The 24101-nt window shown below is 61.2% G+C and carries 15 protein-coding genes, 3 rRNA genes and 1 pseudogene; 2 read left to right on the forward strand and 17 right to left on the reverse strand.

Going from position 1 to position 24101, the window contains the following annotated elements:
* Nucleotides 1-9: 9 nt before the first annotated feature.
* The 9 genes and pseudogenes from H2O75_RS11035 to argH all read right to left on the reverse strand — a co-directional run.
* A pseudogene (locus H2O75_RS11035) lies at nt 10-1275 on the reverse strand (hypothetical protein); the annotation flags it as partial.
* Nucleotides 1276-1539: 264 nt separating this feature from the next.
* Nucleotides 1540-3111 carry an FGGY-family carbohydrate kinase gene (locus H2O75_RS06045; protein ID WP_182169632.1) on the reverse strand — a complete coding sequence of 524 codons (1572 nt, stop codon included), beginning with the start codon at nt 3109-3111 and terminating at the stop codon, nt 1540-1542.
* 262 nt (nt 3112-3373) lie between these two features.
* Nucleotides 3374-3490 (reverse strand): 5S ribosomal RNA (rrf, locus tag H2O75_RS06050).
* 123 nt (nt 3491-3613) lie between these two features.
* A 23S ribosomal RNA gene (locus H2O75_RS06055) occupies nt 3614-6703 on the reverse strand.
* 306 nt (nt 6704-7009) lie between these two features.
* Nucleotides 7010-8539, reverse strand: a 16S ribosomal RNA gene (locus H2O75_RS06060).
* Together the 16S, 23S and 5S rRNA genes form the textbook arrangement of a ribosomal RNA operon.
* A gap of 366 nt (nt 8540-8905) precedes the next feature.
* Nucleotides 8906-10162, reverse strand: a complete 1257-nt coding sequence (tyrS, locus tag H2O75_RS06065) for a tyrosine--tRNA ligase (protein WP_182169635.1) — start codon at nt 10160-10162, stop codon at nt 8906-8908.
* 70 nt (nt 10163-10232) lie between these two features.
* Complete coding sequence (locus H2O75_RS06070; protein ID WP_182169638.1) at nt 10233-10676, reverse strand: hypothetical protein; 444 nt, start codon at nt 10674-10676, stop codon at nt 10233-10235.
* Nucleotides 10673-11242, reverse strand: coding sequence for a DNA-3-methyladenine glycosylase (locus H2O75_RS06075; RefSeq protein ID WP_182169641.1), 570 nt, complete (start codon nt 11240-11242; stop codon nt 10673-10675). The genes H2O75_RS06070 and H2O75_RS06075 overlap by 4 nt, the downstream gene beginning before the upstream one ends.
* On the reverse strand, nt 11235-12650 hold the full coding sequence (gene argH, locus H2O75_RS06080) for an argininosuccinate lyase (RefSeq protein WP_182169644.1): 1416 nt from the start codon (nt 12648-12650) through the stop codon (nt 11235-11237). The genes H2O75_RS06075 and argH overlap by 8 nt, the downstream gene beginning before the upstream one ends.
* Nucleotides 12651-12741: 91 nt before the next feature.
* On the opposite strand from argH, the gene argF reads away from it, so the two are divergent.
* Both argF and H2O75_RS06090 read left to right on the forward strand, forming a co-directional pair.
* Complete coding sequence (argF, locus tag H2O75_RS06085; RefSeq protein WP_182169647.1) at nt 12742-13731, forward strand: ornithine carbamoyltransferase; 990 nt, start codon at nt 12742-12744, stop codon at nt 13729-13731.
* Nucleotides 13728-14972, forward strand: coding sequence for an MFS transporter (locus H2O75_RS06090; protein WP_182169649.1), 1245 nt, complete (start codon nt 13728-13730; stop codon nt 14970-14972). The genes argF and H2O75_RS06090 overlap by 4 nt, the downstream gene beginning before the upstream one ends.
* Before the next feature lie 10 nt (nt 14973-14982).
* Here H2O75_RS06090 and H2O75_RS06095 read toward each other — a convergent pair whose 3' ends face one another.
* From H2O75_RS06095 to argC, 8 genes are all read right to left on the reverse strand, one after another.
* The gene (locus H2O75_RS06095; RefSeq protein WP_182169652.1) at nt 14983-15348 is read right to left on the reverse strand and encodes a hypothetical protein; all 366 of its coding nucleotides are present in this window, start codon (nt 15346-15348) and stop codon (nt 14983-14985) included.
* Between the two features lie 95 nt (nt 15349-15443).
* Entirely contained in the window at nt 15444-17957 is a 2514-nt protein-coding gene (locus H2O75_RS06100; protein ID WP_182169655.1) for a bifunctional metallophosphatase/5'-nucleotidase, read from the reverse strand.
* Between the two features lie 178 nt (nt 17958-18135).
* Nucleotides 18136-19377, reverse strand: coding sequence for an argininosuccinate synthase (locus H2O75_RS06105; protein ID WP_182169658.1), 1242 nt, complete (start codon nt 19375-19377; stop codon nt 18136-18138).
* The gene (locus tag H2O75_RS06110; protein WP_182169662.1) at nt 19377-19883 is read right to left on the reverse strand and encodes an arginine repressor; all 507 of its coding nucleotides are present in this window, start codon (nt 19881-19883) and stop codon (nt 19377-19379) included. Before H2O75_RS06110 ends, H2O75_RS06105 begins: the two co-directional genes overlap by 1 nt.
* Nucleotides 19880-21013 (reverse strand): acetylornithine transaminase, encoded by a 1134-nt coding sequence (locus tag H2O75_RS06115; RefSeq protein WP_182169665.1) that lies wholly within the window; start codon nt 21011-21013, stop codon nt 19880-19882. The genes H2O75_RS06110 and H2O75_RS06115 overlap by 4 nt, the downstream gene beginning before the upstream one ends.
* On the reverse strand, nt 21010-21906 hold the full coding sequence (gene argB, locus H2O75_RS06120; protein ID WP_182169668.1) for an acetylglutamate kinase: 897 nt from the start codon (nt 21904-21906) through the stop codon (nt 21010-21012). Before argB ends, H2O75_RS06115 begins: the two co-directional genes overlap by 4 nt.
* Complete coding sequence (gene argJ / locus H2O75_RS06125) at nt 21903-23057, reverse strand: bifunctional glutamate N-acetyltransferase/amino-acid acetyltransferase ArgJ (protein ID WP_182169671.1); 1155 nt, start codon at nt 23055-23057, stop codon at nt 21903-21905. Before argJ ends, argB begins: the two co-directional genes overlap by 4 nt.
* Complete coding sequence (argC, locus tag H2O75_RS06130) at nt 23054-24094, reverse strand: N-acetyl-gamma-glutamyl-phosphate reductase (protein ID WP_182169674.1); 1041 nt, start codon at nt 24092-24094, stop codon at nt 23054-23056. The genes argJ and argC overlap by 4 nt, the downstream gene beginning before the upstream one ends.
* Nucleotides 24095-24101 lie beyond the last annotated feature (7 nt).

Consider the following 24101-nt stretch of genomic DNA (forward strand, 5'->3'; position numbering starts at 1 on the left):
ACGGCCGTCGCGATCCTGGAAACGACCGCCGCCGCGATTGTCACGATCGTCAAAGCGACGCGGCCCACGATCCCCACGATCCTCGAACCGACGTCCACCGCGGTCTTCGAACTTACGTCCACCGCGATCATCACGATCGTCGAAACGACGCGGCCCACGATCCCCACGATCCTCGAACCGACGTCCACCGCGGTCTTCGAACTTACGTCCACCGCGATCATCACGATCGTCGAAACCATGCGGCCCACGATCCCCACGATCATCAAACTTGCGACCGCCACGATCGTCGCGTTCCTGGAAACGACCACGATTATCGCGATCTTCGAATTTACGGCCGCCACGGTCTTCGAACTTACGACCACCGCGATCGTCGCGTTCCTGGAAACGACCACGATTATCGCGATCTTCAAACTTACGGCCGCCACGATCATCACGGTCCTGGAAACGACCACGATTATCGCGATCTTCGAACTTACGACCGCCACGATCATCGCGATCCTGGAAACGACCACGGTTGTCACGGTCTTCGAACTTACGACCACCGCGATCATCACGATCGTCGAAACGGCGCGGCCCACGATCCCCACGATCATCAAACTTACGGCCACCACGATCGTCGCGATCCTGGAAACGACCACGGTTGTCACGGTCTTCGAACTTACGACCGCCACGATCGTCAAACTTACGTCCGCCACGATCGTCGCGATCCTGGAAACGACTACGGTTGTCGCGGTCTTCGAACTTACGACCACCACGGTCGTCGAACTTACGTCCGCCACGATCGTCGCGATCCTGGAAACGACCACGGTTGTCACGGTCTTCGAACTTACGACCACCACGGTCGTCAAACTTGCGTCCGCCGCGGTCTTCGAACTTACGTCCACCGCGATCATCACGATCCTGGAAACGACCACGGTTGTCACGGTCTTCGAACTTACGACCACCGCGATCATCACGATCGTCGAAACGACGCGGCCCACGATCCCCACGATCATCAAACTTACGGCCACCACGATCGTCGCGATCCTGGAAACGACCACGGTTGTCACGGTCTTCGAACTTACGACCGCCACGATCGTCGCGATCCTGGAAACGACCACGGTTGTCACGGTCTTCGAACTTGCGTCCGCCGCGGTCGTCACGACCAGAGGCGTTGCGTGGCCTGTCGTTCCCGGACTGGGATCCCCCGCGTCGATCGGATGCTGATTGCCAGGATGAACGACGGTCTTCTGACTCGTCTTCAAATTTATTGGGCATTGGAAGATCTCCACTCATTCAGTTCTCAAGAAGCGGCCCATACGGCACGCGATAGATCAAGACTAGTTCATGGATGGCCTGCAATGATTGTTCAGGTTGTGTCGTTTCGACCACCGCTGAAATCGGCACCTACATCGACTGGTAGAACGTCTAACACTTCCAGGAACGACTGGGAGGCAGGGCCCCGATGCACTATCGAGGCCATGCCTCCCAGATATCACCCACCAAATAACCAGCGCCACGGTCAGGGGCCGGTTCAGGTCGTCGAGTCCTCTGGACAGACTACTTGGATGCTTCGTGGTCGACGATCGTATGAATCGAGTCCGCAACCTTCGGGTAGAGCTCGATGTATCGGTCGAGGTAGAACTGGTACTCCTCGTGAACCGACGGCTCTGGCTCGATCGTCTCTCGCACGTGGACCATGTTCGAGGCAGCATCTTCGAGGGAACTGTAGACGCCAGCACCAACGGCTGCCATCATACAAGCCCCCAGAACCACAGCATCACCCACTTCAGTGAGCGTGATCGGCACGCCTGTCACATTCGAGTGCATCTGCATGAAGCTTCGGCCTCGGGTCGCGCCGCCGCAGGCAACAATCTCCTGCGGTTCGTAGCCCTGAGCCTCCATCACCCGCAGATTGTGGGCGGTGCCGTAGCAGATGCCCTCCTGGATGGCGCGATACATGTGTTCTGGTCCGTGGTGCAGAGACAATCCATAGATGTTGCCACGCGCTTTACCATCCACATAGGGGGTCCGGTTGCCTTGGAAATACTCGTTGACGATGAGGCCATCAGCACCCGGAGCGATATGTGCGGATTGCTTGTTGAGCAGATCGTAGGCATTGAGTCCGGCCCGGTCGGCAGCCTGGACGAGGTCTCGAGCGAAATTATCCTTGAACCACTTCATGACCGATCCGGTCGAAACCTGGCCACCCTCGACTGTGTACTGGCCGCGGACCACTCCATCGGTGTACGAACCGAAGAAGCCGGCTCCGTGGATTGGTGAGGCTGACTGGCCTGTGATGACGTGGGAGGATCCGGTGATCAGGGCGAGCTTGCCGGGGACGACAACGCCGAGACCGATCTGGCCGGCCCACGCATCTGCCGAACCCTGGGCAACAGGTATACCAGGTAGGAGTCCCATCAATGTTGCCGCCCGAGCGCTCAACGTGCCGACAGAGTCGCCCAGGTCGTGAATGTTCGTAGGAATCTTGTCGAAGATGTCGCCGATACCAAGGTGCTCGTAGAAGTCCGTCGGCCACCCGCCCTCGTCCCGGTTGTAGTACATCCGTTGTGCTGCCGTGTTAATCGATACCGTCCACTCACCGGTGAGGACACGCGTCGCCCAGTCTGTCGCGTCGACGATTCGATAAGCGCGCTCGTAGACCTCGGGCTCGTTCTCCTTGATCCAGGCTGCCTTGAATGGGAACCATTCAGCAGACGCAGGTGCCGTCCCGTTGCCGTTGTACAGCTTCGCCACGGAATCGACATGGGCGCTTCGTGCCGCCTGTTCAGTCGCCCGCACGTCCATCCACATCATCGCGGGACGCAAGGGTGCACCGTTCTCGTCTAGCGCCAAAACCGTCGACGTCGTCGCGTCGTAGGAGATTCCGAGGATCTCTGACGGGGAGATGCCAGCCGTCTGGATCGCCTTGTGGCTAGAGGCTTCGAGGCAGGACAGCCACTCGTCTGGGTCCTGCTCCGCCCATCCCGGACGGGGATGAGTCGTCTTGTAGGGAGTGGCGGCGAACGTGATGGGTGTGCCGCTGGTGTCGAAGATAGCGACGCGCACACTCTCCGTCCCGAAATCGACACCCATCAAATAACCGTCTCGTGCAACGCTGCTGTTCGACATTGAACACCTCTCGCGAATCCATGCGAAACTCGACAGCGACCATCGATGTCGAGCAGGCGGACCGGACTTTGGTCCTACCTTGCAGATGACTATACAAGTACAGAGTGATCTGGTCCACAGTGAATCGGAAACCCTGGAAGAGAAATACGCAACGAGAGAGGACAGCTCGAGGGGCGGGCAGCGTGTGTGTTGGTTGGTCGCGTGGCGGGTTTTGGGTATGCGTGTGAGGCCCCTCCGGGTGGAGGGGCCTCACGGGGTTGAATGGCGGCGGTGTCCTACTCTCCCACACCCTCCCGAGTGCAGTACCATCGGCGCTGGTGGGCTTAGCTACCGGGTTCGGAATGAGACCGGGCGTTTCCCCACCGCTATAGCCACCGCCAAAACTTTGGGGTCGCATAACGATCATATAGTGTTATGGGTTACCGGGGTGGTTTGAATGGTAACCATACAGTGGACGCGAACACGCTAAAGTCATGAGAACTCAGAGCTCGTTTAATTGTGTGTTGTGAATTATTTGGCCATTAGTACCAGTCAGCTCCACACTTTACAGTGCTTCCACATCTGGCCTATCAACCCCATAGTCTTTAGGGGGCCTTCACCAACACGAATGTTGGATGGAAACCTCATCTTGAAGCAGGCTTCCCGCTTAGATGCTTTCAGCGGTTATCCCTTCCGAACGTAGCCAACCAGCCATGCACCTGGCGGTACAACTGGCACACCAGAGGTTCGTCCGTCCCGGTCCTCTCGTACTAAGGACAGCCCTTCTCAAGTTTCCAACGCGCGCAGCGGATAGGGACCGAACTGTCTCACGACGTTCTGAACCCAGCTCGCGTACCGCTTTAATGGGCGAACAGCCCAACCCTTGGGACCTACTCCAGCCCCAGGATGCGACGAGCCGACATCGAGGTGCCAAACCATGCCGTCGATATGAACTCTTGGGCAGGATCAGCCTGTTATCCCCGGGGTACCTTTTATCCGTTGAGCGACGGCGCTTCCACAAGCCACCGCCGGATCACTAGTTCCTGCTTTCGCACCTGCTCGACTTGTCAGTCTCACAGTCAAGCTCCCTTGTACACTTGCACTCGCCACCTGATTACCAACCAGGCTGAGGGAACCTTTGAGCGCCTCCGTTACCATTTAGGAGGCAACCGCCCCAGTTAAACTACCCACCAGGCACTGTCCCTGAACCAGATCATGGTCCGAGGTTAGATGTGCAATACGACCAGAGTGGTATTTCAACAATGACTCCACACCCACTAGCGTGAATGCTTCACAGTCTCCCACCTATCCTACACAAGCCGTACCGAACACCAATACCAAGCTATAGTAAAGGTCCCGGGGTCTTTCCGTCCTGCTGCGCGTAACGAGCATCTTTACTCGTCGTGCAATTTCGCCGAGTTCGTGGTTGAGACAGCGGAGAAGTCGTTACGCCATTCGTGCAGGTCGGAACTTACCCGACAAGGAATTTCGCTACCTTAGGATGGTTATAGTTACCACCGCCGTTTACTGGGGCTTAAATTCCTAGCTTCGCACACAAAGTATGCTAACCAGTCCTCTTAACCTTCCAGCACCGGGCAGGCGTCAGTCCGTATACATCGTCTTACGACTTCGCACGGACCTGTGTTTTTGATAAACAGTCGCTTCTCCCTGGTCTCTGCGACCCTCACCCCTAACCCGCATGGGGTTTCAAGGTTCAGGTCCCCCTTCTTCCAAAGTTACGGGGGCATTTTGCCGAGTTCCTTAACCACGATTCTCTCGATCGCCTTAGTATTCTCTACCTGACTACCTGTGTCGGTTTCGGGTACGGGCGGCTCATACCTCGCGTCGAGGCTTTTCTAGACAGTACAGGATCACCCTACTTCCCCCAATCAAGGGGTCATCATCAGACCTCACCCTTCACGTTCCCCGGATTTGCCTAGGAAACGGGCTGCGTCCTTAAACGTGCCAAGCCATAAGACACGCGGTGGCTACCTCTCTGCGTCACCCCTGTTAATACGCTTGCCTACCGTAAGATCAGGTCCCACGCGCACCACCACACCAACCCGAAGGAAGACGTGATGGTTTGGATGGTTAGTATCCCTCACCTCAGCATTGGACGGTATTTCGCCGGTCACCAGAATATCAACTGGTTGTCCATCGACTACGCCTGTCGGCCTCGCCTTAGGTCCCGACTAACCCAGGGCGGATTAACCTGGCCCTGGAACCCTTAGTCATTCGGCGGACGGGTTTCTCACCCGTCTTTCGCTACTCATGCCTGCATTCTCACTCGTCACCATTCCACCAACGCTCACGCCCTGGCTTCACCACGATGACGACGCTCCCCTACCCAACAAAACACGAATGTTTCATTGCCATGGTTTCGGCGGTGTACTTTAGCCCCGCTACATTGTCGGCGCACAATCACTTGACCAGTGAGCTATTACGCACTCTTTCAAGGGTGGCTGCTTCTAAGCCAACCTCCTGGTTGTCACTGCAACTGCACATCCTTTCCCACTTAGCACACGCTTAGGGGCCTTAACCGATGGTCTGGGCTGTTTCCCTTTCGACTACGAAGCTTATCCCCCGCAGTCTCACTGCCACGCAATACGTAACCGGCATTCGGAGTTTGGCTGACGTCAGTAACCCGGTGGGGCCCATCAGCCATCCAGTAGCTCTACCTCCGGCACGCTACACGCAACGCTGCACCTAAATGCATTTCGGGGAGAACCAGCTATCACGGAGTTTGATTGGCCTTTCACCCCTACCCACAGGTCATCCCCTCCATTTTCAACTGAAGTGGGTTCGGGCCTCCACACGCTCTTACACGTGCTTCACCCTGCCCATGGGTAGATCACCCCGCTTCGGGTCTAGAGCATGCGACTCAAACGCCCTATTCAGACTCGCTTTCGCTACGGCTACCCCACACGGGTTAACCTTGCCACACACCACTAACTCGCAGGCTCATTCTTCAAAAGGCACGCCATCACCCCAACAAAGGAGGCTCTGACGGATTGTAGGCGCCCGGTTTCAGGTACTATTTCACTCCCCTCCCGGGGTACTTTTCACCATTCCCTCACGGTACTATTCACTATCGGTCACTAGGGAGTATTCAGGCTTACAAAGTGGTCTTTGCAGATTCACACGAGATTCCACGAGCCCCGTGCTACTTGGGTGGCGCATCAGATATAGCAGCACAATTTCGTCTACCGGGCTCTCACCGTCTACGGCCCTGTTTCCCACCAGGTTCAACTATCACACCACTACCATCCCGACCCCATACGGAGGGCCGAAAACACGCTCCCACAACACCGCATGCGCAACGCCCGTAAGCTCTCACACACACACGGTTTAGCCATCATCCGCTTTCGCTCACCACTACTCACGGAATATCTCTTCCTGCGGGTACTGAGATGTTTCACTTCCCCGCGTTCCCCCCACACACCCTATACATTCAGGTGCGGGTAACCCACCATAACGTGGGCCAGGTTTCCCCATTCGGACACCCTCGGATCACAGCTCGTTTGCCAACTCCCCGAGGCTTATCGCAGGCTACAACGTCCTTCTTCGGCTCCCAGTGCCAAGGCATCCACCGAACGCCCCTACAAAATTCACAACATTAAAGAACTCTTCGATTCACACAAACCAAAGATGCTCGCGTCCACTATACAGTTACCAAACAACCCACCCACATCACACAAACACACCACAACAGTGCACCCACATGACAGAGCAACCAGGGCTGCTAACCCCAAACCCCAACAGCATGCCGTTTCCTACCACAAACCGATTCCATTCCGAGCAACCATTCAAGCAGGCGCCACCCACTATCCCATCGGCAGGAACATCGCCACCACACAACCACCACCCACAAACGCAGGCGTGACATGATCGCATGGATTTCGGGAAAAATTCTCCCTAGAAAGGAGGTGATCCAGCCGCACCTTCCGGTACGGCTACCTTGTTACGACTTCGTCCCAATCGCCAACCCCACCTTCGACCGCTCCCCCCAAAAAGGTTGGGCCACGGGCTTCGGGTGTTGCCAACTTTCGTGACGTGACGGGCGGTGTGTACAAGGCCCGGGAACGTATTCACCGCAGCGTTGCTGATCTGCGATTACTAGCGACTCCGACTTCATGGGGTCGAGTTGCAGACCCCAATCCGAACTGAGACCGGCTTTAAGGGATTCGCTCCGCCTTACGACATCGCAACCCTCTGTACCGGCCATTGTAGCATGCGTGAAGCCCAAGACATAAGGGGCATGATGATTTGACGTCGTCCCCACCTTCCTCCGAGTTAACCCCGGCAGTCTCTCGTGAGTCCCCAACTAAATGCTGGCAACACGAGACAAGGGTTGCGCTCGTTGCGGGACTTAACCCAACATCTCACGACACGAGCTGACGACAACCATGCACCACCTGTACACCAGCCCGAAGGCAACCACATCTCTGCAGTCTTCCAGTGTATGTCAAGCCTTGGTAAGGTTCTTCGCGTTGCATCGAATTAATCCGCATGCTCCGCCGCTTGTGCGGGCCCCCGTCAATTCCTTTGAGTTTTAGCCTTGCGGCCGTACTCCCCAGGCGGGGCACTTAATGCGTTAGCTACGGCGCAGAAACCAAAGGTCCCCACACCTAGTGCCCAACGTTTACGGCATGGACTACCAGGGTATCTAATCCTGTTCGCTCCCCATGCTTTCGCTCCTCAGCGTCAGTTATAGCCCAGAGACCTGCCTTCGCCATCGGTGTTCCTCCTGATATCTGCGCATTCCACCGCTACACCAGGAATTCCAGTCTCCCCTACTACACTCAAGCCTGCCCGTACCCACTGCAAGCGCGGGGTTAAGCCCCGCGTTTTCACAGCAGACGCGACAAGCCGCCTACGAGCTCTTTACGCCCAATAATTCCGGACAACGCTCGCGCCCTACGTATTACCGCGGCTGCTGGCACGTAGTTAGCCGGCGCTTCTTATGCAGGTACCCTCAACCAGGCCAAAACCTGGACTTGTTCCCTGCCGAAAGAGGTTTACAACCCGAAAGCCGTCATCCCTCACGCGGCGTCGCTGCATCAAGCTTTCGCTCATTGTGCAATATTCCCCACTGCTGCCTCCCGTAGGAGTCTGGGCCGTATCTCAGTCCCAGTGTGGCCGGTCACCCTCTCAGGCCGGCTACCCGTCGACGCCTTGGTAGGCCACTACCCACCAACAAGCTGATAGGCCGCGAGCCCATCCCCCACCAATAAATCTTTCCAACAACCACCATGCGACAGAAGTTGAATATCCGGTATTAGACCCAGTTTCCCAAGCTTATCCCGAAGAAGGGGGCAGGTTACTCACGTGTTACTCACCCGTTCGCCACTAATCCACCCACAGCAAGCTGTGAGCATCATCGTTCGACTTGCATGTGTTAAGCACGCCGCCAGCGTTCGTCCTGAGCCAGGATCAAACTCTCCGTAAAAACCTTTACAGAAAAGCTGAAACAGCTCCATAAAAAACAAAACAAAATCAATCAAATAATAAAAAACGACACACTATTGAGATTCAAAACCAGCAACCCACAAACGCTAGAAATGCTTGGCATTTCAACGAAAGAGGCGTTTCACAAGCTTACAGCCGAAGGACTTCTCCGTCAAGCTGCGTGTCCGAGGTAACTCTTCCACTCGCTCGGCTTTGGGGCGCGTTCCTCCCAGGAAGTTCTTCCTGAGTTGTTTTCCGCATCCCCGCGGCGAGATATAACTTTACGGAGGATCCCCTGATTGGTCAAATCCGTTTCGAGTGAGCCGCGCCACCGTGCACTCTTTCGGCTTGGTGGCGCGGTTTTCACCTAAATGCGTCCGACTGAAAGGTTCTTCTTGCCCTTGCGGACAAGAATGATTCCTCCGGGCAAGACCTGATCGTCCGAGATGACAGCATCAACGTGTTCGACTTTCACGCCGTTGATGGAGAGTCCGCCGGCTTCGATGGTGCGGCGAGCCGCACCCTTGCCCTTCTCCAGACCCAGCGCTTCGACGAGGTCGACTACCGGCATGCCCACCCTGGCCGCCGCAGACGGCAGTTCGGCGACAGCATCGCTCAGGGTGTCTCCATCCAGGTTCGCAGGATCCACCTTGCCGAACAGGGCGGCCGACGCTTCCTTGACGCGTTCTGTCGCCTCTGCACCATGGACGAGCGTGGTCACCTCATCCGCAAGGCGTCGTTGGCCGAGGCGCAGGAAGGGCTTCGCGGTGGATTCGGCGACGATCTCGTCGATCTCGTCGAGGCTGATGAACGTGAAGACCTTGAGGAGCCTCTCCACATCGGAGTCGGCTGTGTTGAGCCAGAACTGATAGAAGGCGTAGGGGCTGAGCATCGTCGGGTCGAGCCAGATCGCTCCGCCCTCCGTCTTCCCGAATTTGGTCCCGTCGGCTTTTGTGATGATCGGTGTCGTGAGGACGTGCGCAGATCCCCCCTCTGCCTTTCGGATGAGGTCCATGCCTCCCACGAGGTTTCCCCACTGGTCGTTGCCGCCGGTCTGGAGGATGCAGTCATGGCGCCGGTACAGCTCGAGGAAATCATTTGCCTGGAGCAGCTGGTAGGAAAACTCGGTGTAGGAGATTCCCTCGTCCGACGCGAGGCGACGTGCGACAGTGTCCTTTGCCAGCATCGTGCCCATGCGGAAGTGCTTCCCGATTCCACGCAGAAGGTCGATGGCCGACAGCTCGGACGTCCAGTCGTAGTTGTTGACAACCCGGGCGGCATTATCGCCCTCAAAACTGAGGAAACGGGAGAGCTGGTTGGAAAGCTTCCCCGTCCATTCCGCGACCTGTTCCGCCGCGTTGAGCGTACGTTCTCCCGAAGCTCGCGGATCCCCGATCAGTCCCGTTGCGCCTCCCACGAGGACGAGGGGACGATGCCCGGCGTTCTGCAGATGGCGCATGAGGATGACGGCGACAAGGTGTCCGTGGTGGAGCGAAGGCCCGGTGGGGTCGAAGCCGCAGTAATAGGTGATCGGTCCCCGGTCCAGCGTTTCACGCAGCTCATCGAGATCTGTGTGCTGGGCGATCAAGCCTCGTGCCTGAAGCTCGTCAAGAATGTGGGACACGTCGTGGACCTTTCTCTGCAGTCAATACCGTCTTCAGTATGCCACGCCAACCGAGAAGGCCCCGCGTCGGTCAGGCCTCCGGCTCGCAGAGCAGGCTCCAGACCCGTTCTCCCACCTCGTCGGCCAGCCGGGTTCCGGACTGGCGTGGAGTCCACAGCACGGAGGGCCCGATCATCCGCAGCTCGTCGAGACTGATCGGATCATCGAGGTCGATGACCGCCGTCATCGCGATGTCGACATACCCGGTCTCCACGGACCGTGCCTCCGGATTCCAATGGGGCCCGCAATAGATCGGCGACGTTGTCAGGCAGGCGCCGACAAGACCGCGCGGTTCACGGCCCACCCGCACGATGAGACCGCGGTCCCCCGGCTCGATTCCCTGCCTCCTCATCCCCGTGTTCCAGCGTGAGAGGGGACGTTCGCCCCTCTCGATGAGTGGCGCCCATGCGCCCCAATCCGGGTACGGATCGTAGGCCAGGTCCGGATTGACGAGGAAGAGGAAGGTCGCCGTCACGAGCGTCCCGGACGGTAGGGACTGACATGCCGATCCCCCGGAATCCAGAATCGCCACGGGTAGGAAGCCGTGCCGCCCGCGCCCGAGACTCCCACACGGGGCCCGCTCGTCGACTCCACAGGCTCGCCCGATGCCAGGAGCTCGATCCTCCCCGATGCCAGGGAGATGCCGTTGAAGCTGCCATCGATGCCGAGGGCCTGGGCAAGCCGAGCAGGGCCCCGGGCAAGGTCACGGTCCGTCTTGGCCGCGGGACGTCGCTCTCGAGCCAGCTCGTGATTGTCGATCACTTCCCCGGCCCGCAGGAGGACTCCTCCTGCCTGCCCCTCGGGCCAGCAGACGATGTTCGCCGACCAGTGCATCCCATAGATGTAGTAGACATAGAGGTGCCCGGGCGGTCCGAACATTGCGGCATTGCGCTTCGTCAATCCGCGAAACGCATGCGATCCAGGGTCGACCTCTCCCCGATAGGCCTCGACCTCGACGATGCGGATGGCGACATCCGTGCGGATGACGGCACCGAGGAGTTCGGGCGCCACCTCGCACGGATCACGTGTCAGATCAAGCACTCGTCGAAGCGAACTTCCGGAGGCGCTCGAGCTCTGTCAGTGCGGCCCTATGCTGCTCGGCTACTCGTACCGGTGCAGTGCCGCCGATCCCGTCACGGGACGCAACCGAGCCTTCGACAGTGAGAACCGACCGGACTTCCGGTGTGAGCCGACTATCGATCGACGCGAAATCGTCATCAGAGAGGTCATCGAGTTCGATGCCGCGCTCCTCACAGAGTCGAACACAGGCTCCCGAGATCTCGTGAGCATCCCGGAACGCCACACCTTCTTTCACTAACCACTCCGCGATGTCAGTGGCGAGCGAGAAGCCCTGCGGGGCAAGCTCCGCCATCCGGTCGAGATGCAGAGTCATTGTGGCGACCATGCCCGTCATGGCAGGCAGGAGAGCATCGAGGGTATCAACCTGATCAAAGACCGGCTCCTTGTCTTCCTGGAGGTCACGATTGTAGGCGAGCGGCAGGCCCTTGAGCGTGGCGAGAAGGCCAGCGTGGTCACCGATCATGCGGCCCGACTTCCCGCGGGCGAGCTCTGCGACATCCGGGTTCTTCTTCTGCGGCATGATCGATGAACCAGTCGAATAGGAGTCGTCGAGTGTCACGAAGGAGAACTCTTTCGTGTTCCAGACGATAATCTCCTCGGCCAGGCGAGAGAGATTGATGCCGATCATCGCGAAGACGAATGAATATTCGGCGACAATGTCGCGCGACGCCGTGCCGTCGATCGAGTTGAGCGTCACTCCGTCGAAACCGAGCTCCGACGCAATCGTCCCCGCATCCATCCCCAACGTGTTCCCTGCCAGGGCACCGGAGCCGTAGGGAGACACGGCTGCACGCCGGTCAGCATCGGCGAGACGGGCAACATCTCTCAGGAGCGGCCACGCGTGCGCGAGAAGATGGTGGGCGACGAGGATCGGTTGAGCATGCTGGAGATGTGTGCGACCGGGCATGATCGCTTCGCCTGCGCGTTCGGCCTGATCTGTCAGCGCCTGGACGAGATCGAGGACCCGGTTGGCAACCCTGCGCGACTCGTCCCGCAGGTACATGCGGATGAAGGTCGCGATCTGGTCGTTGCGGGATCGTCCTGCCCGGAGTTTGCCGCCCAGCTCACCGGCCCGCTCCATCAGTCCCCGCTCGAGAGCGGTGTGCACGTCCTCATCCGCTTCCGCCGGGGTGAAGCGGCCGCTGCGAACATCGGTCTCGAGCTCGTCGAGAGCGGTGACCATGCGATCGACCTCATCAGACGTCAGCAGCCCTGCCCGGCCGAGTTCGCGAGCATGTGCTCGAGACCCCCTGATGTCATAGAGCGCAAGCCGCCAGTCAAAATGCGTCGACTTCGAGAGGTGCGCGAGAGCATCGGCAGGCCCGCCTTCGAAGCGGCCTCCCCATAGGGCTAGGTTCGTGTCCGTCATGTCTCTATCTTGCCTCACTTCGACGCACTGCTGGGATTCCGAAGAGTGTGCAGTCGAGCATTCTTGCCCGCAGGCGGTTTACCATGGCGCAATGACACAGAACATGCGTGGACGTAGTTTCCTCAAAGAGTCCGACTTCTCTCCTGAACAATGGTTGTCCTTTGTCGAACTCGCGGCGGAACTGAAGGCCGAACGCCACGCCGGTCAGGAGCGTCAGCGACTGGCTGGGCGCTGCATCGCACTCATCTTCGAGAAGACGTCCACTCGGACTCGGTGCGCTTTTGAAGTCGCCGCGGCTCATCAGGGCGCGATGACGACCTATCTGGATACGTCAGCATCCCAGATCGGGCATAAGGAATCGATCGAGGACACGGCTCGGGTCCTCGGACGGATGTACGACGCGATCGAGTTCCGCGGCGACAGGCACGAGGATGTGGAAGCGCTGGCCGCGACCGCGGGCGTGCCGGTCTACAACGGGTTGACCAACGATTGGCATCCGACACAGATGCTGGCGGATGCGTTGACGATCCGCGAGCACGTCGCAGCGCCGATGGCGGAGATCGTCTCGACGTATGTGGGCGATGCTCGCTACAACACGGGCCGTTCGTTCCTCGTGTCCGGGGCGCTACTCGGCCAGGATGTGCGGATCGTCGCTCCGGAGGGCTACCAGCCGCCTGCCGATGTTGTGAGCCTTGCCGAGGAGATCGCGGCCGCCTCGGGAGCCCGTATCACCGTCACCGATAGTCTCGATGCTGTGGCAGGTTCCCATGCCGTGTCGACAGACGTGTGGGTCTCGATGGGAGAGAGCAAGGACGTGTGGTCGGACCGCATCGCCGCCCTCCTGCCCTACCAGGTCAATGCGCGTCTCATGGCCTCCGCTCCGGACGCTGTCTTCATGCACTGCCTACCGGCCTTCCACGACCAGAACACGTCCGTTGGCCGCGATGTCTACCGCGACTTCGGGCTGGCCGAGCTGGAGGTGACCGACGAGGTCTTCCGGTCCCCAGCCTCTGTCGTCTTCGACCAGGCCGAGAATCGTCTCCACACGATCAAGGCTGTCATGGTGGCCACCCTGTCGTGACCAGCCCCCTGCGGGCTCTGGTCGCACCGATCTACGCCCCGTCCCTCATCTACTCCATCGGTCATGGGGCCCTGCAGCCTGTCGTCGTCCTCGCGGCGCTCGACATCGGCTTCTCGGATGCTGGGGCTTCGGCTGTTCTCGGTCTATCAGGCCTTGTCGGGGTTCTCTCGGCCCCACTTCTCGGGCGTGCTATCTCGCGACTGGGTGATCGGGCGTCCCTTATCGCCGCCAGCGTCCTCGCTCTCGTCGCACTCGCACTGTCCTTCATCGCCCTCTTCTTTCCCGGCTCCGCTTTTGCACAGACGTCGTTCATCCTTGCCATGGCGGCGATCGCGGTGTCGTTGAACGTGTGGATGCTGGCGAGACAGGCCTATATCGCCGAGGCGCTGCCGGGCGAATGGCGGGGACGCGGGCTATCCACGTTGGGCGGCATGCTGAGACTCGGCGTCCTCATCGGCCCGCTCGTCTCCACGCTCCTCATCGCCCTCTGGGGACTCGCTTCCGTGTTCGTCATGAACGCCATCACCGTGGCGATCGCGATGGCGCTGATCATCCGTTACCTCATCCCGCTTCCGCCGAGTGGGGAACAGCCTGAAGAGGACCGGGCCTCCGCCCAGCACAGGTCAGACGCACCTGTCGGGGTCCCCAGGCCCGATGCTCGGTCGACGATTATCGCGGGCGTGGGCGTCACCGCTCTTGTCATCCTGCGATCGAACAAGAACGTCATCATCCCGCTCTGGGGTGCCACCCTAGGGCTCGACAATCAACTCATCACCCTCGCATTCGCCCTGTCGGCACTCATCGACACCGCCATGTTCTATCCGGGCGGGCGGCTGTCGGACAGGCGTGGGCGTCTCTGGGGACTCGTTCCAAGCCTGACGATCATGTCCGGGGCCATCGTTCTCATGGTGACGTGGTCGCAGCCGATCGGGTTCTTCGTCTCCTCCGCCCTGCTCGGCCTCGGCAACGGCTTCGGTTCGGGAATACTCATGACCGTGGGTGCGGATCTTTCTCCGGCGCAGAACCGCGCACGGTTCCTCGGATACTGGCAGGCCATCACCAATTCCGGTGCCGCTGCCGGCCCGTTTATCGCCTCGGCTCTGACGGCGGCTGTCGGAGTCAGTGCTGCGCTTTGGGCGACTGCGGGTCTCGGACTAGCGGGCGCGCTCTGGTTTCGGACATTGCTGCCCGGTACGTATCGACGACTGGGTCTGACCCTGCGCGGGACACCCCTGGACTAGTCCGCGACTCTCAGTCGTCTCGCTCGGGCCATTCCCATGCGGGACCGTCGGAGTGGGAGGAGGGGCGGTGCAACATCGCGGAGGTGGTTTCCACCACGATGGCATCACTGCCGGTCGGTCGCGCCAATCCATCCACCACGAGCGTCCACCCGTGACGGACAGTCGGCTGCCACACGATCGTCGCACGAGGGTCGACAGCCAGGGCATCCATGAGCGTCCCGCTCACCCCTGTTATCGTCATCGTCCCGTCACTCTCGATCACGGGGTCGACGGTGACGATCCTGACGCCAAGATCTGTGTGATAGCCGATGAGGGTGCCGCTGCCGAACGTGGCCGCGGTCCTCTCCACCATGTCGGGCTCTACTCGTATGCTCACGTGACCTCCTGTTCCCATTGTAGGTGCATGGTGGACGGAGGAAGGCCCGGGACAATGCCCCGGGCCTCACTCTCATGTCGCTCGGTTCACACCGATTACACGACTCGGTTCACTCCGGGGGTATCGACCCCGTCGCCGTTCCAGTCGCCCACCATGACAGCATCTCCAATACGACCGAAGGTCAGAGTCGTATCTGCGACGCCGCCGCGGTGCGAGTTGTTGATGTAGAACATGTTCCCGCGGACGAGGGAGATGGTGTCGGTACCATCGCCGTCGAAGTCGCCTGCCAACGCACGGTCGCCGGAGCGGCCGAAGTTGTAGACGACATCGGCGTTGCCGCCGCGCGGTTCGTTGACGACGTAGAACGTCGTGTCCCGACGAACGGCGATCGTGTCGGAACGATCTCCGTCCCAGTCGCCCGCGAGCGCTTCATCGCTCGTGCGACCATAGTTGAACTCGATGTCGGCAGCGCCGCCCTTGAGGTCGTTCATGAGGTAGTACGTGTTGCCGCGGCGCACTGCCAGCGTGTCGCCGGCTGTGCCGTCCCAGTTTCCGACGAGAACCTCGTCGTGTGCTCGGCCGAATCGGAACTCGTGGTCTGCGGCCCCGCCCCTCAGGGTGTCGGTGAGGTAGAAGGCGTTGCCTCGGCGGACGCCGAGTGTGTCGTAGCCGTCACCATCCCAGTCTCCGACGAGAACCTCATCTCCTGCTCGCCCATAGGCGAAGGTGTGCGAGTGAGTGGTCGAGGTCCAGTCATCCGACAGGAAGAACACGTTTCCGCGCAGCGGCTCGGGCTCGGGCTCGGGCTCCGGCTCGACCACGGTGGTCGAGGCGGAGACTGTCCAGTTCTTGACGAAGAAGTCGGCAGGATCGATGACGCCGCTCTCGATTGCCCAGTCGATCATGAGGTCGCGGATGGCCTTCTGTTCGTTGTAGATGATGGGAGCATCCACGACGTGGGGGTATCCGCTGCCGCCGGACTGGCGGTAGTTGTTGAGGACGAGTGCGATGCGATCGGTGTCTCCGACGGGGGTGCCGTCGGGGTAGGTCAGGTTCTCGATCCGTTCGCCGACGGGGAGCGAGATGTTGATGTGATAGTCGACTCCGCTGAGAATGTCGTAGGCGTAGTCGGGGATGCCTCGGGTTTCTCCCGGGTAGAGGGCGTTCGTGACCTCGTCCCAGTCGGTGATGACGGTATCCTCCGGCATCTGTGCATAGTAGCGGGCTGAGTACTCGAGGTAGTCACGAAGCTGTGCGCCGGTGAGTTCGACTGCCATGAGCGTGTTGTCGTAGATGTAGAGCGCCGCCATATCAGCCACGGTCACGTCGCCCTCGTTGAAGACGGCGGTGCGGGAGAAGGGTGCGGCCGCTGAGACGATGGGGAGGTCTTCGCGGTCGGTGCCGGCGAAAGCGCGCTTCACTTCGTCTGTCTGGACGCGGGAGATGAAGTCGACGATGGCGGTGTCTTCGTGGACCGATGTCGCTGCCGACATCGTCTCTGTCGCCTGGGCGACGACTTGGGAGACCCAGGCGAGTGTCTGATCGTGCCAGGGGGCGATGACTCCCTCGATGGCGGGGTCTTGCGCGTAGTCCGCCGCGTTGACGGCAACGGCTGTGGGTTTCTTGCTCTCGGTCCACACGACCTCGGGCTCACCCCCGTCGGTCATCTCGACCGGGATGGTGACGTTGGAGAGGAAGCGCGCGTGGTATCCGGGCTGGGTGAACAGCACCTCATCGCCTTCCGGGTTCGTGTAATACTCCTGGACTTTGTTCGTCACGTGGGAGTGTCCGCCGACGATGATGTCGATGCCGGAGACGCGGGTCGCGATAGACTTCGCGACGTTCTCTTCGAGGTCGGCAGGATCCCATTCGTAGCCTGTCGCGTCCAGGCCCGTGTGGGCGAGCACGACGACAACGTCGGCGCCTGCCGCCTCCACCATCGGCACGGTGCGCTGGACGGCAACGACCGGGTCTTCGAACGTGAGGACGCCCTGCACGGTCAGCCTGTCCCAGATCCTCACGCCGGGAGTGACGACGCCGATCACGGCGATATCGATCTCTTGACCGCCGGTGGTCGTCTTCGTCACCATCGTCCACGGATCGAGGTAGGGAAGTCCTGTTGCGTCCTCGATGACGTTCGCGCCCAGCAGCGGCATATCGAGGTTGTCGCCGTATTGGCCGAGATCCTCAAGGCCGTAGTTGAATTCGTGGTTGCCGACGACTCCAGCATCGTAGTCGAGATGGTTGAGAAGGGATGCGATGGGGTCGATCGTGCCGGGCGCCCGGTTGGAGTGGTAGACGCTCTGCAGCGGATTGCCCTGGTTCGCGTCGCCGTTGTCGAGGAGCAGGACGGACTCCGCTCCCTGCTCGGTCCGGATCTCGGTGATCGCGGTCGACAGGCGATCCATTCCCCGCGCGTTCGCGGGGTTGGCAGCCCCGAATGGTGCACCTGTGAAATAGTCGTAGTCGAGCGCGGTTCCGTGCAGGTCCGTTGTGGCTAGCAGCGTCACGCTATCGTTCTCCGGCACCGGCTCCGCGTAGGCAATCGATGGTGCGAGAGCGACAGCAAGAGCAAGGCTGGTAGCCCATGCCGTTGTTGAGTGTTTCATTGGCCGTAACTCCTTTGTGAAGACCAGTTCCCGGCACGTATGCATCATGCCGTTCATCGCCAGCCTAAACGGCCAACCCATGCCAGGTCTATGCTTCACGAGATCCCGCCTCCGATAGAGGCGAAGACGGGCGCCCACTCGACTGTGGACGCCCGTCTCCTGTCTCGCTAGAGCAGTGTCAGCTCAGGACTGATTCTCCGAGGACTTCGCCGCGGCCGTATTCGGCGTCGCGTGCTGCCGCGAGCTTGCTGGGCAGTCCGGTGATCTCGATGAAGCCGCGTGCGGACGCCTGGTCGAATGTGTCCCCGGCGTCGTAGGTTGCCAGGTTGAAGTCGTAGAGGGAGGTTTCCGAGCGGCGGCCTGTCACGGTGGCGCGTCCGCCGTGCAGTGTCATCCGGATATCGCCCGACACGTATTCCTGCGTGTCCTTGATGTAGGCATCGAGGGACCTCTTGAGCGGGGAGAACCATTGGCCCTCGTAGACGATGTTCGTCCACTGGTCCGCAACGGTCCGCTTGAAGCGTGCCTGGTCGCGGTCAAGGGTGACGTTCTCCAGTTCGCGATGGGCCTCGATGAGAGTCATCGCGCCCGGCGCCTCATAGATTTCGCGGGACTTGATGCCGACCATGCGGTCCTCGACGATGTCGATGCGGCCGATGCCCTGGGCGCCGGCACGCTTGTTGAGCTGCTGGATGGCCTGGAGGGGCGTGACGGCTTCACCGTCGATGGCGACCGGGATGCCACGCTCGAACGAGATGATGACCTCGTCCGGGAGCGGAGGATAGGTGGGATCGTCCGTGTAGGAGTAGACGTCCTTCGTGGGGGCGTTCCAGATATCCTCGAGGAATCCTGTCTCGATGGCACGGCCCCAGACGTTCTGGTCGATGGAGAACGGATTGTTCTTCGTCGTCTCGATCGGCAGGTTGTGCTTGTTCGCGTACTCGATCGCGAACTCGCGGGTCAGCGCGAGGTCACGGACGGGAGCGAGGCACTGCAGGTCCGGGCCGAGCGACGTGATGCCGACCTCGAAGCGCACCTGGTCGTTGCCCTTGCCCGTACATCCGTGCGCCACTGTCGTGGCACCGAACTGACGGGCTGCCGTGACGAGATGCTTGACGATCGTGGGGCGGGAGATCGCCGACACGAGCGGGTACGCATCCATGTAGAGACCGTTCGCCGCAAGCGCCGGCATGCAGTACTCTTCAGCGAACTCGTCTCGAGCATCAGCCACGTACGCTTCGACCGCTCCGCAGTCGAGCGCGCGCTGGCGGATGACCTCGAGGTCTTCCCCGCCCTGTCCGACGTCGACGGACACGGTCACAACCTCGGCACCCGTCTGTTCCGCAATCCATCCGATTGCGACGGAGGTATCAAGCCCACCCGAGTAGGCGAGAACGACCCTATCCTTATGTTCGCTCATTATTTCTCTTTCTCTGTTGACCGCTGTTCGGCAAGGTGTAGAAGGTACGTGGCGAGGGCGTTCGCCCTCTCGTTGGATTCTGTGATGAGGAGGACGGTGTCGTCACCGGCAATGCAGCCGAGAACATCGTCGAGGACCGCCCTGTCGACGGAGGCCGCGAGGATCTGTGCCGCCCCGGGGGGCGTGCGGAGCACGATCTGGTTGAACGCCACTTTCGCGGTGAGGAGGAAGTCCCGGCACCACCGCTCCAGGTAGTCTCTCGCGGCAACCGTCGCATCGGGGACGTCGTCCGGATTGGGCAGCACGTAGGCCTGGCGGCCGCCGCTGAGACGGACCTTCGTGGCCCGCAGGTCGTCCAGATCCCGGGACAGTGTCGCCTGGGTGACGATGATGCCGCGCTCTTCCAGGTGAAGGCGAAGCGTCTCCTGGGAAGAGATGTGGGCACTGTTGATGATTTCCGCGATCACCGCATGGCGGGCAGCTCTCGTCGTCGGCGTCGTCCTCATGTCAACCCTCGCAGGTCGCGCAAGTCCTCGATGAAGGGCTCAAGCTCTTCTGGGGTGATGATGAGGGGCGGGGCGAGTCGCAGCGTGTTCTCGTTCGGCGCGTTGACGATGTACCCGCGGTCGCGGAGCCGGACGACCAGCCCGGGGGCGTCCGTGACGGTGACACCGAGCAGGAGGCCGCTGCCCCGAACGGGGAAGCCCTCGGATTCGAGCCTGCCGCGCAGCCACTCCCCCGTCGCCGAGACCTGATCGAGCAGGCCTGCGACCTTGTCGAGCACGGCAAGGGACGCTGCCGCCACGACCGGGTTGCCTCCGAAGGTGCTACCGTGGCTGCCTGGCGTGAACAGGTCCGCGGCCTCGCCCGTGGCGATGATCGCGCCCACGGGCATGCCGCCGCCGAGGCCTTTCGCCAGCGTCACCACGTCTGCCCGCACATGCTCGGTGTGGGCGAACCACCGCCCGGTCCGTCCCATGCCCGTCTGGATCTCATCGATGACGAGCAGCGCGCCGATCCTGTCAGCGGTTGCCCTCGCGGCGGCAAGGAACTCGGGGCTGAGGGGGACCACGCCGCGCTCCCCCTGGATCGGTTCGAGGAAGATCGCGGCAACATCGTCGCCCAATGCCTGCAATGCCTCGATCTCGGACGGAATGAACTCACATCCGGGTATCTGCCCGAAAGGTTCGCGGATGGTGGGCTTGTGGGTGATGGAGAGGGAGCCGAGTGTGCGGCCATGGAAGCCGCCCTCGAGCGCGACGATCGTCCCGCCAGGCTTGTGCAGCATGGCGAGCTTCATCGCACCCTCATTGGCTTCCGCCCCCGAGTTCGCGAGGAAGACCTTGCCGGGTGCGCCGCCCTCGTCGACGAGCAGGCTGACGAGCCTTTTGGCCAGGTTGACCTGTGGTGCGGTGGTGAAGAAGTTGGAGACGTGGGCAAGGCGCCCAGCCTGGTCCACCATCGCCTCGACCATTGACGTGTCGCCGTAGCCGAGGGCATTGACAGCGATCCCTGCCAGGAGATCGAGGTACTTCTTGCCCTCCGTGTCCCACACGTACACGCCCTCGCCCCTGTCCATCACCAGGGCTGGCGTGCCGAACGCATTCTGATAGTAGGCCTCGTACTGGTCGATCATGCTTTGTCCTTCGTGACGAGAGTGCCGACACCGGCATTGGTGAAGATCTCGAGGAGCATCGAGTGGGCCATGCGCCCGTCGATGATGTGGGCCGCATGGACGCCGGCATCGATCGCGTACAGCGCCGCCTCCATCTTCGGCCTCATTCCCGCATCGAGCTTCGGGAGCAGCTCGCGCACCTGCTCCGCCGTCACGTCAGAGACGAGGGAGTCCGTGTTGGGCCAATCCAAGTAGAGGCCCTCCACATCGGTGAGCATGAGCAGCTTCGTCGCACCGAGGGAGGCGGCGATTGCCGCGGCCGCCGTGTCTGCGTTGACGTTGAGGATCCCGTCGCCGTCAACATCGGTTGCGATCGTCGAGACGACCGGGATCCGTCCAGCATCCAGAAGGTCGAGGATGCTTGCCGGGTTCACTTCGTGAATATCGCCGACCTGTCCCAGGTCAATGCTCTCCCCGTCGATGACGATCCGCCGCTTGCGCGCGGTCAACAGCCCAGCATCCTCGCCCGAAAGCCCAACCGCGTAGGGTGCTTCCCGGTTGATGAGGGAGACCAGATCGCGCTGGACCTGCCCGGTGAGAACCATCCGGACCACGTCCATGGCCTCCGGCGTCGTGACCCGCAGTCCGCCCCGGAACTCCGACGTGATGTTGAGCCGATCGAGCATGGCATTGATCTGCGGCCCGCCGCCATGCACGATGACGGGACGCAATCCGACGTGATGGAAGAACATGACGTCGTGGACAAAGGCCTGTTTCAGTTCGTCGTTGACCATGGCATTGCCGCCGTATTTCACGACGATGGTCTGGCCTGCGAACTCCCGGATCCAGGGCAGGGCCTCGACGAGAACCTCCGCCTTGTGCTGGGCGAGCTGAAGTCTTTCAAGAATACTCATGTCGTATACGCCGAATTCTCCGTGACGTAGTCATACGTCAGGTCGTTGGTCCATATGTGTGCGCTCTCGTTGCCGGATCCGAGCTGGATCTCGACCGTGACCTCACGGTTCGCCGCCATATCCACCTCGTCGCGCCTGCCGGTGTCCACGCCGTGCTCGGCAACGGCCACACCGTTGATGATGACGGCGAGATCGGCAGGGTCGAAAGGTGCGACCGCTTCCGGCACTGTTCCCGCGGCAGAGATGATCCTGCCCCAGTTCGGGTCATTGCCGAACACGGCGCACTTGAACAGGTTCGACTGGGCCACGGCCCGCGCGACTGCCAGTGCTCCCGCCTCGGTGGCGGAATTCGTCACGGTGATCAGGATGTCGTGGCTGGCGCCCTCAGCATCTGCGATCATCTGCCGTGCCAGATCCGCGCAGACGGCTGTCAGCCCCTCCCGGAAGACGGCAGGATCGGGAGCGATCCCGGACGCGCCGCTGGCCAGGAGCAGAACCGTATCGTTCGTCGACATGCAGCCATCCACATCGATCCGGTTGAACGTGTGGCTCGTCGCGGCAGCCAATGCCTCATTCGCCTCATCGGCGTCGATAACAGCATCGGTTGTGATGACGCACAGCATGGTCGCCATGCCGGGGGCTATCATGCCCGCGCCTTTCGCCATCCCGCCAATGCGGAAGCCCGCTTCAAAGGTCGCTTCCTTCTTGCGCGTGTCCGTCGTCATGATGGCCTCGGCCGCCGCGGAGGAGCCCTCGGACGAGAGGAGCGGAACTGCCATCTCAACTCCCGCGACAAGCGGGTCAGCCGTCAGCATCGTCCCGATCACGCCGGTCGAACACACGCCGACGTCTCTCGGTTCGCACGACAGGGCAGCGGCCACGGCCCGTGCGGTTGCCTCTGTGATGGCCATCCCGCCCGGAGTGGCAACATTCGCGTTGCCCGAGTTGAGGACCACGGCCGCCAGCCGACCATCCGCCACTGCCTGCCTCGACCATGTCACCGGCCACGCGACGACGCGGTTGGTCGTGAAGACGCCGGCAGCGACATGGTCGGGACCGTCGTTGACGACCAGAGCCATGTCCGGCTTACCGGATGCTTTGAGGCCGGCTGTCACACCGGATGCTCGGAATCCTTGGGGATAGGTGATCACGGCGCCACTCCGATGCTCGTCAGGCCCACGGTCTCGGGCAGGCCGAGAGAAAGGTTGAGGGACTGGATCGCGGCCCCGGCCGTTCCCTTGACCAGATTGTCGATCGTGCAGATCGCCGTGAGGCGCTCCCCGTCGCGGTCGAGGACGGCATGGACGAGAGCAGCATTCGAGCCCGTGACGACACCCGTTGTCGGCGGTGTCTCGCTCCACCGGACGAACGGTTCACCCTCATATGCAGACCGGTAGGCTTCCGTGACGTCAGAGGAGTTGGTGCCGGGATGGACGGGGATGGAGACGGTGGCGATGATGCCGCGGACCACGGGCGCAAGCACCGGGGTGAAGGACAGGCTGTTGAGAGTGCCGCCCGCGTGCCGCAGGTTCTGCACGATCTCGGGGATGTGGCGGTGGGTGCCGCCCACGGCGTACGGCATGAGACTGCCGATCGCTTCCGAGGCCATGAGATGGGACTTCATCGCCTTCCCGGCGCCCGAGTAGCCGACCGCGAGGGAGGCGACGATGCCGGTGCCGGAGGCGATGCCGGATGAGATGGCGGGCTGGGCCGCGAATGTCACGGCGGATGCATTGCATCCAGGTGAGGCGATCAGAGTCGACGATGCCAGGATGTCACGCTGGGACATGCCCGTGCGCATGAGCTCCGGCATGGCATACGCCCACGGCTCCGACCAGCCGCTGCCGTAGAAGCTCTCCCAGTCGTCGGCGTTCTCCAGACGATGATCGGCACCGAGGTCGACCATGCGAACGTCCGGGTTGATATCGAGGATCTGTGCCGTGATCTCCCCGGAGGCACCATGCGGAAGCCCGAGGATCACCACGTCGGAGTCGGCCAGCCTGGCGGGGTCGAGCTCGACGAGCTCACGGTCCGCAATGGGGAGGAGATGCGGCTGATAGTCGCCGATCGGGCCGCGCGAGGAGTGCGCGGCGAGAGCGCCGATCTCAAGGTCGGGGTGAGCAAGAATCAGCCGGAGCGCTTCGCCGCCCGCATAGCCGCTCGCTCCTGCTACAGATACCATCGTCATGCGTATA

The organism is Flaviflexus equikiangi (genome assembly GCF_014069875.1).
GTDB classification, from domain to species: domain Bacteria; phylum Actinomycetota; class Actinomycetes; order Actinomycetales; family Actinomycetaceae; genus Flaviflexus; species Flaviflexus equikiangi.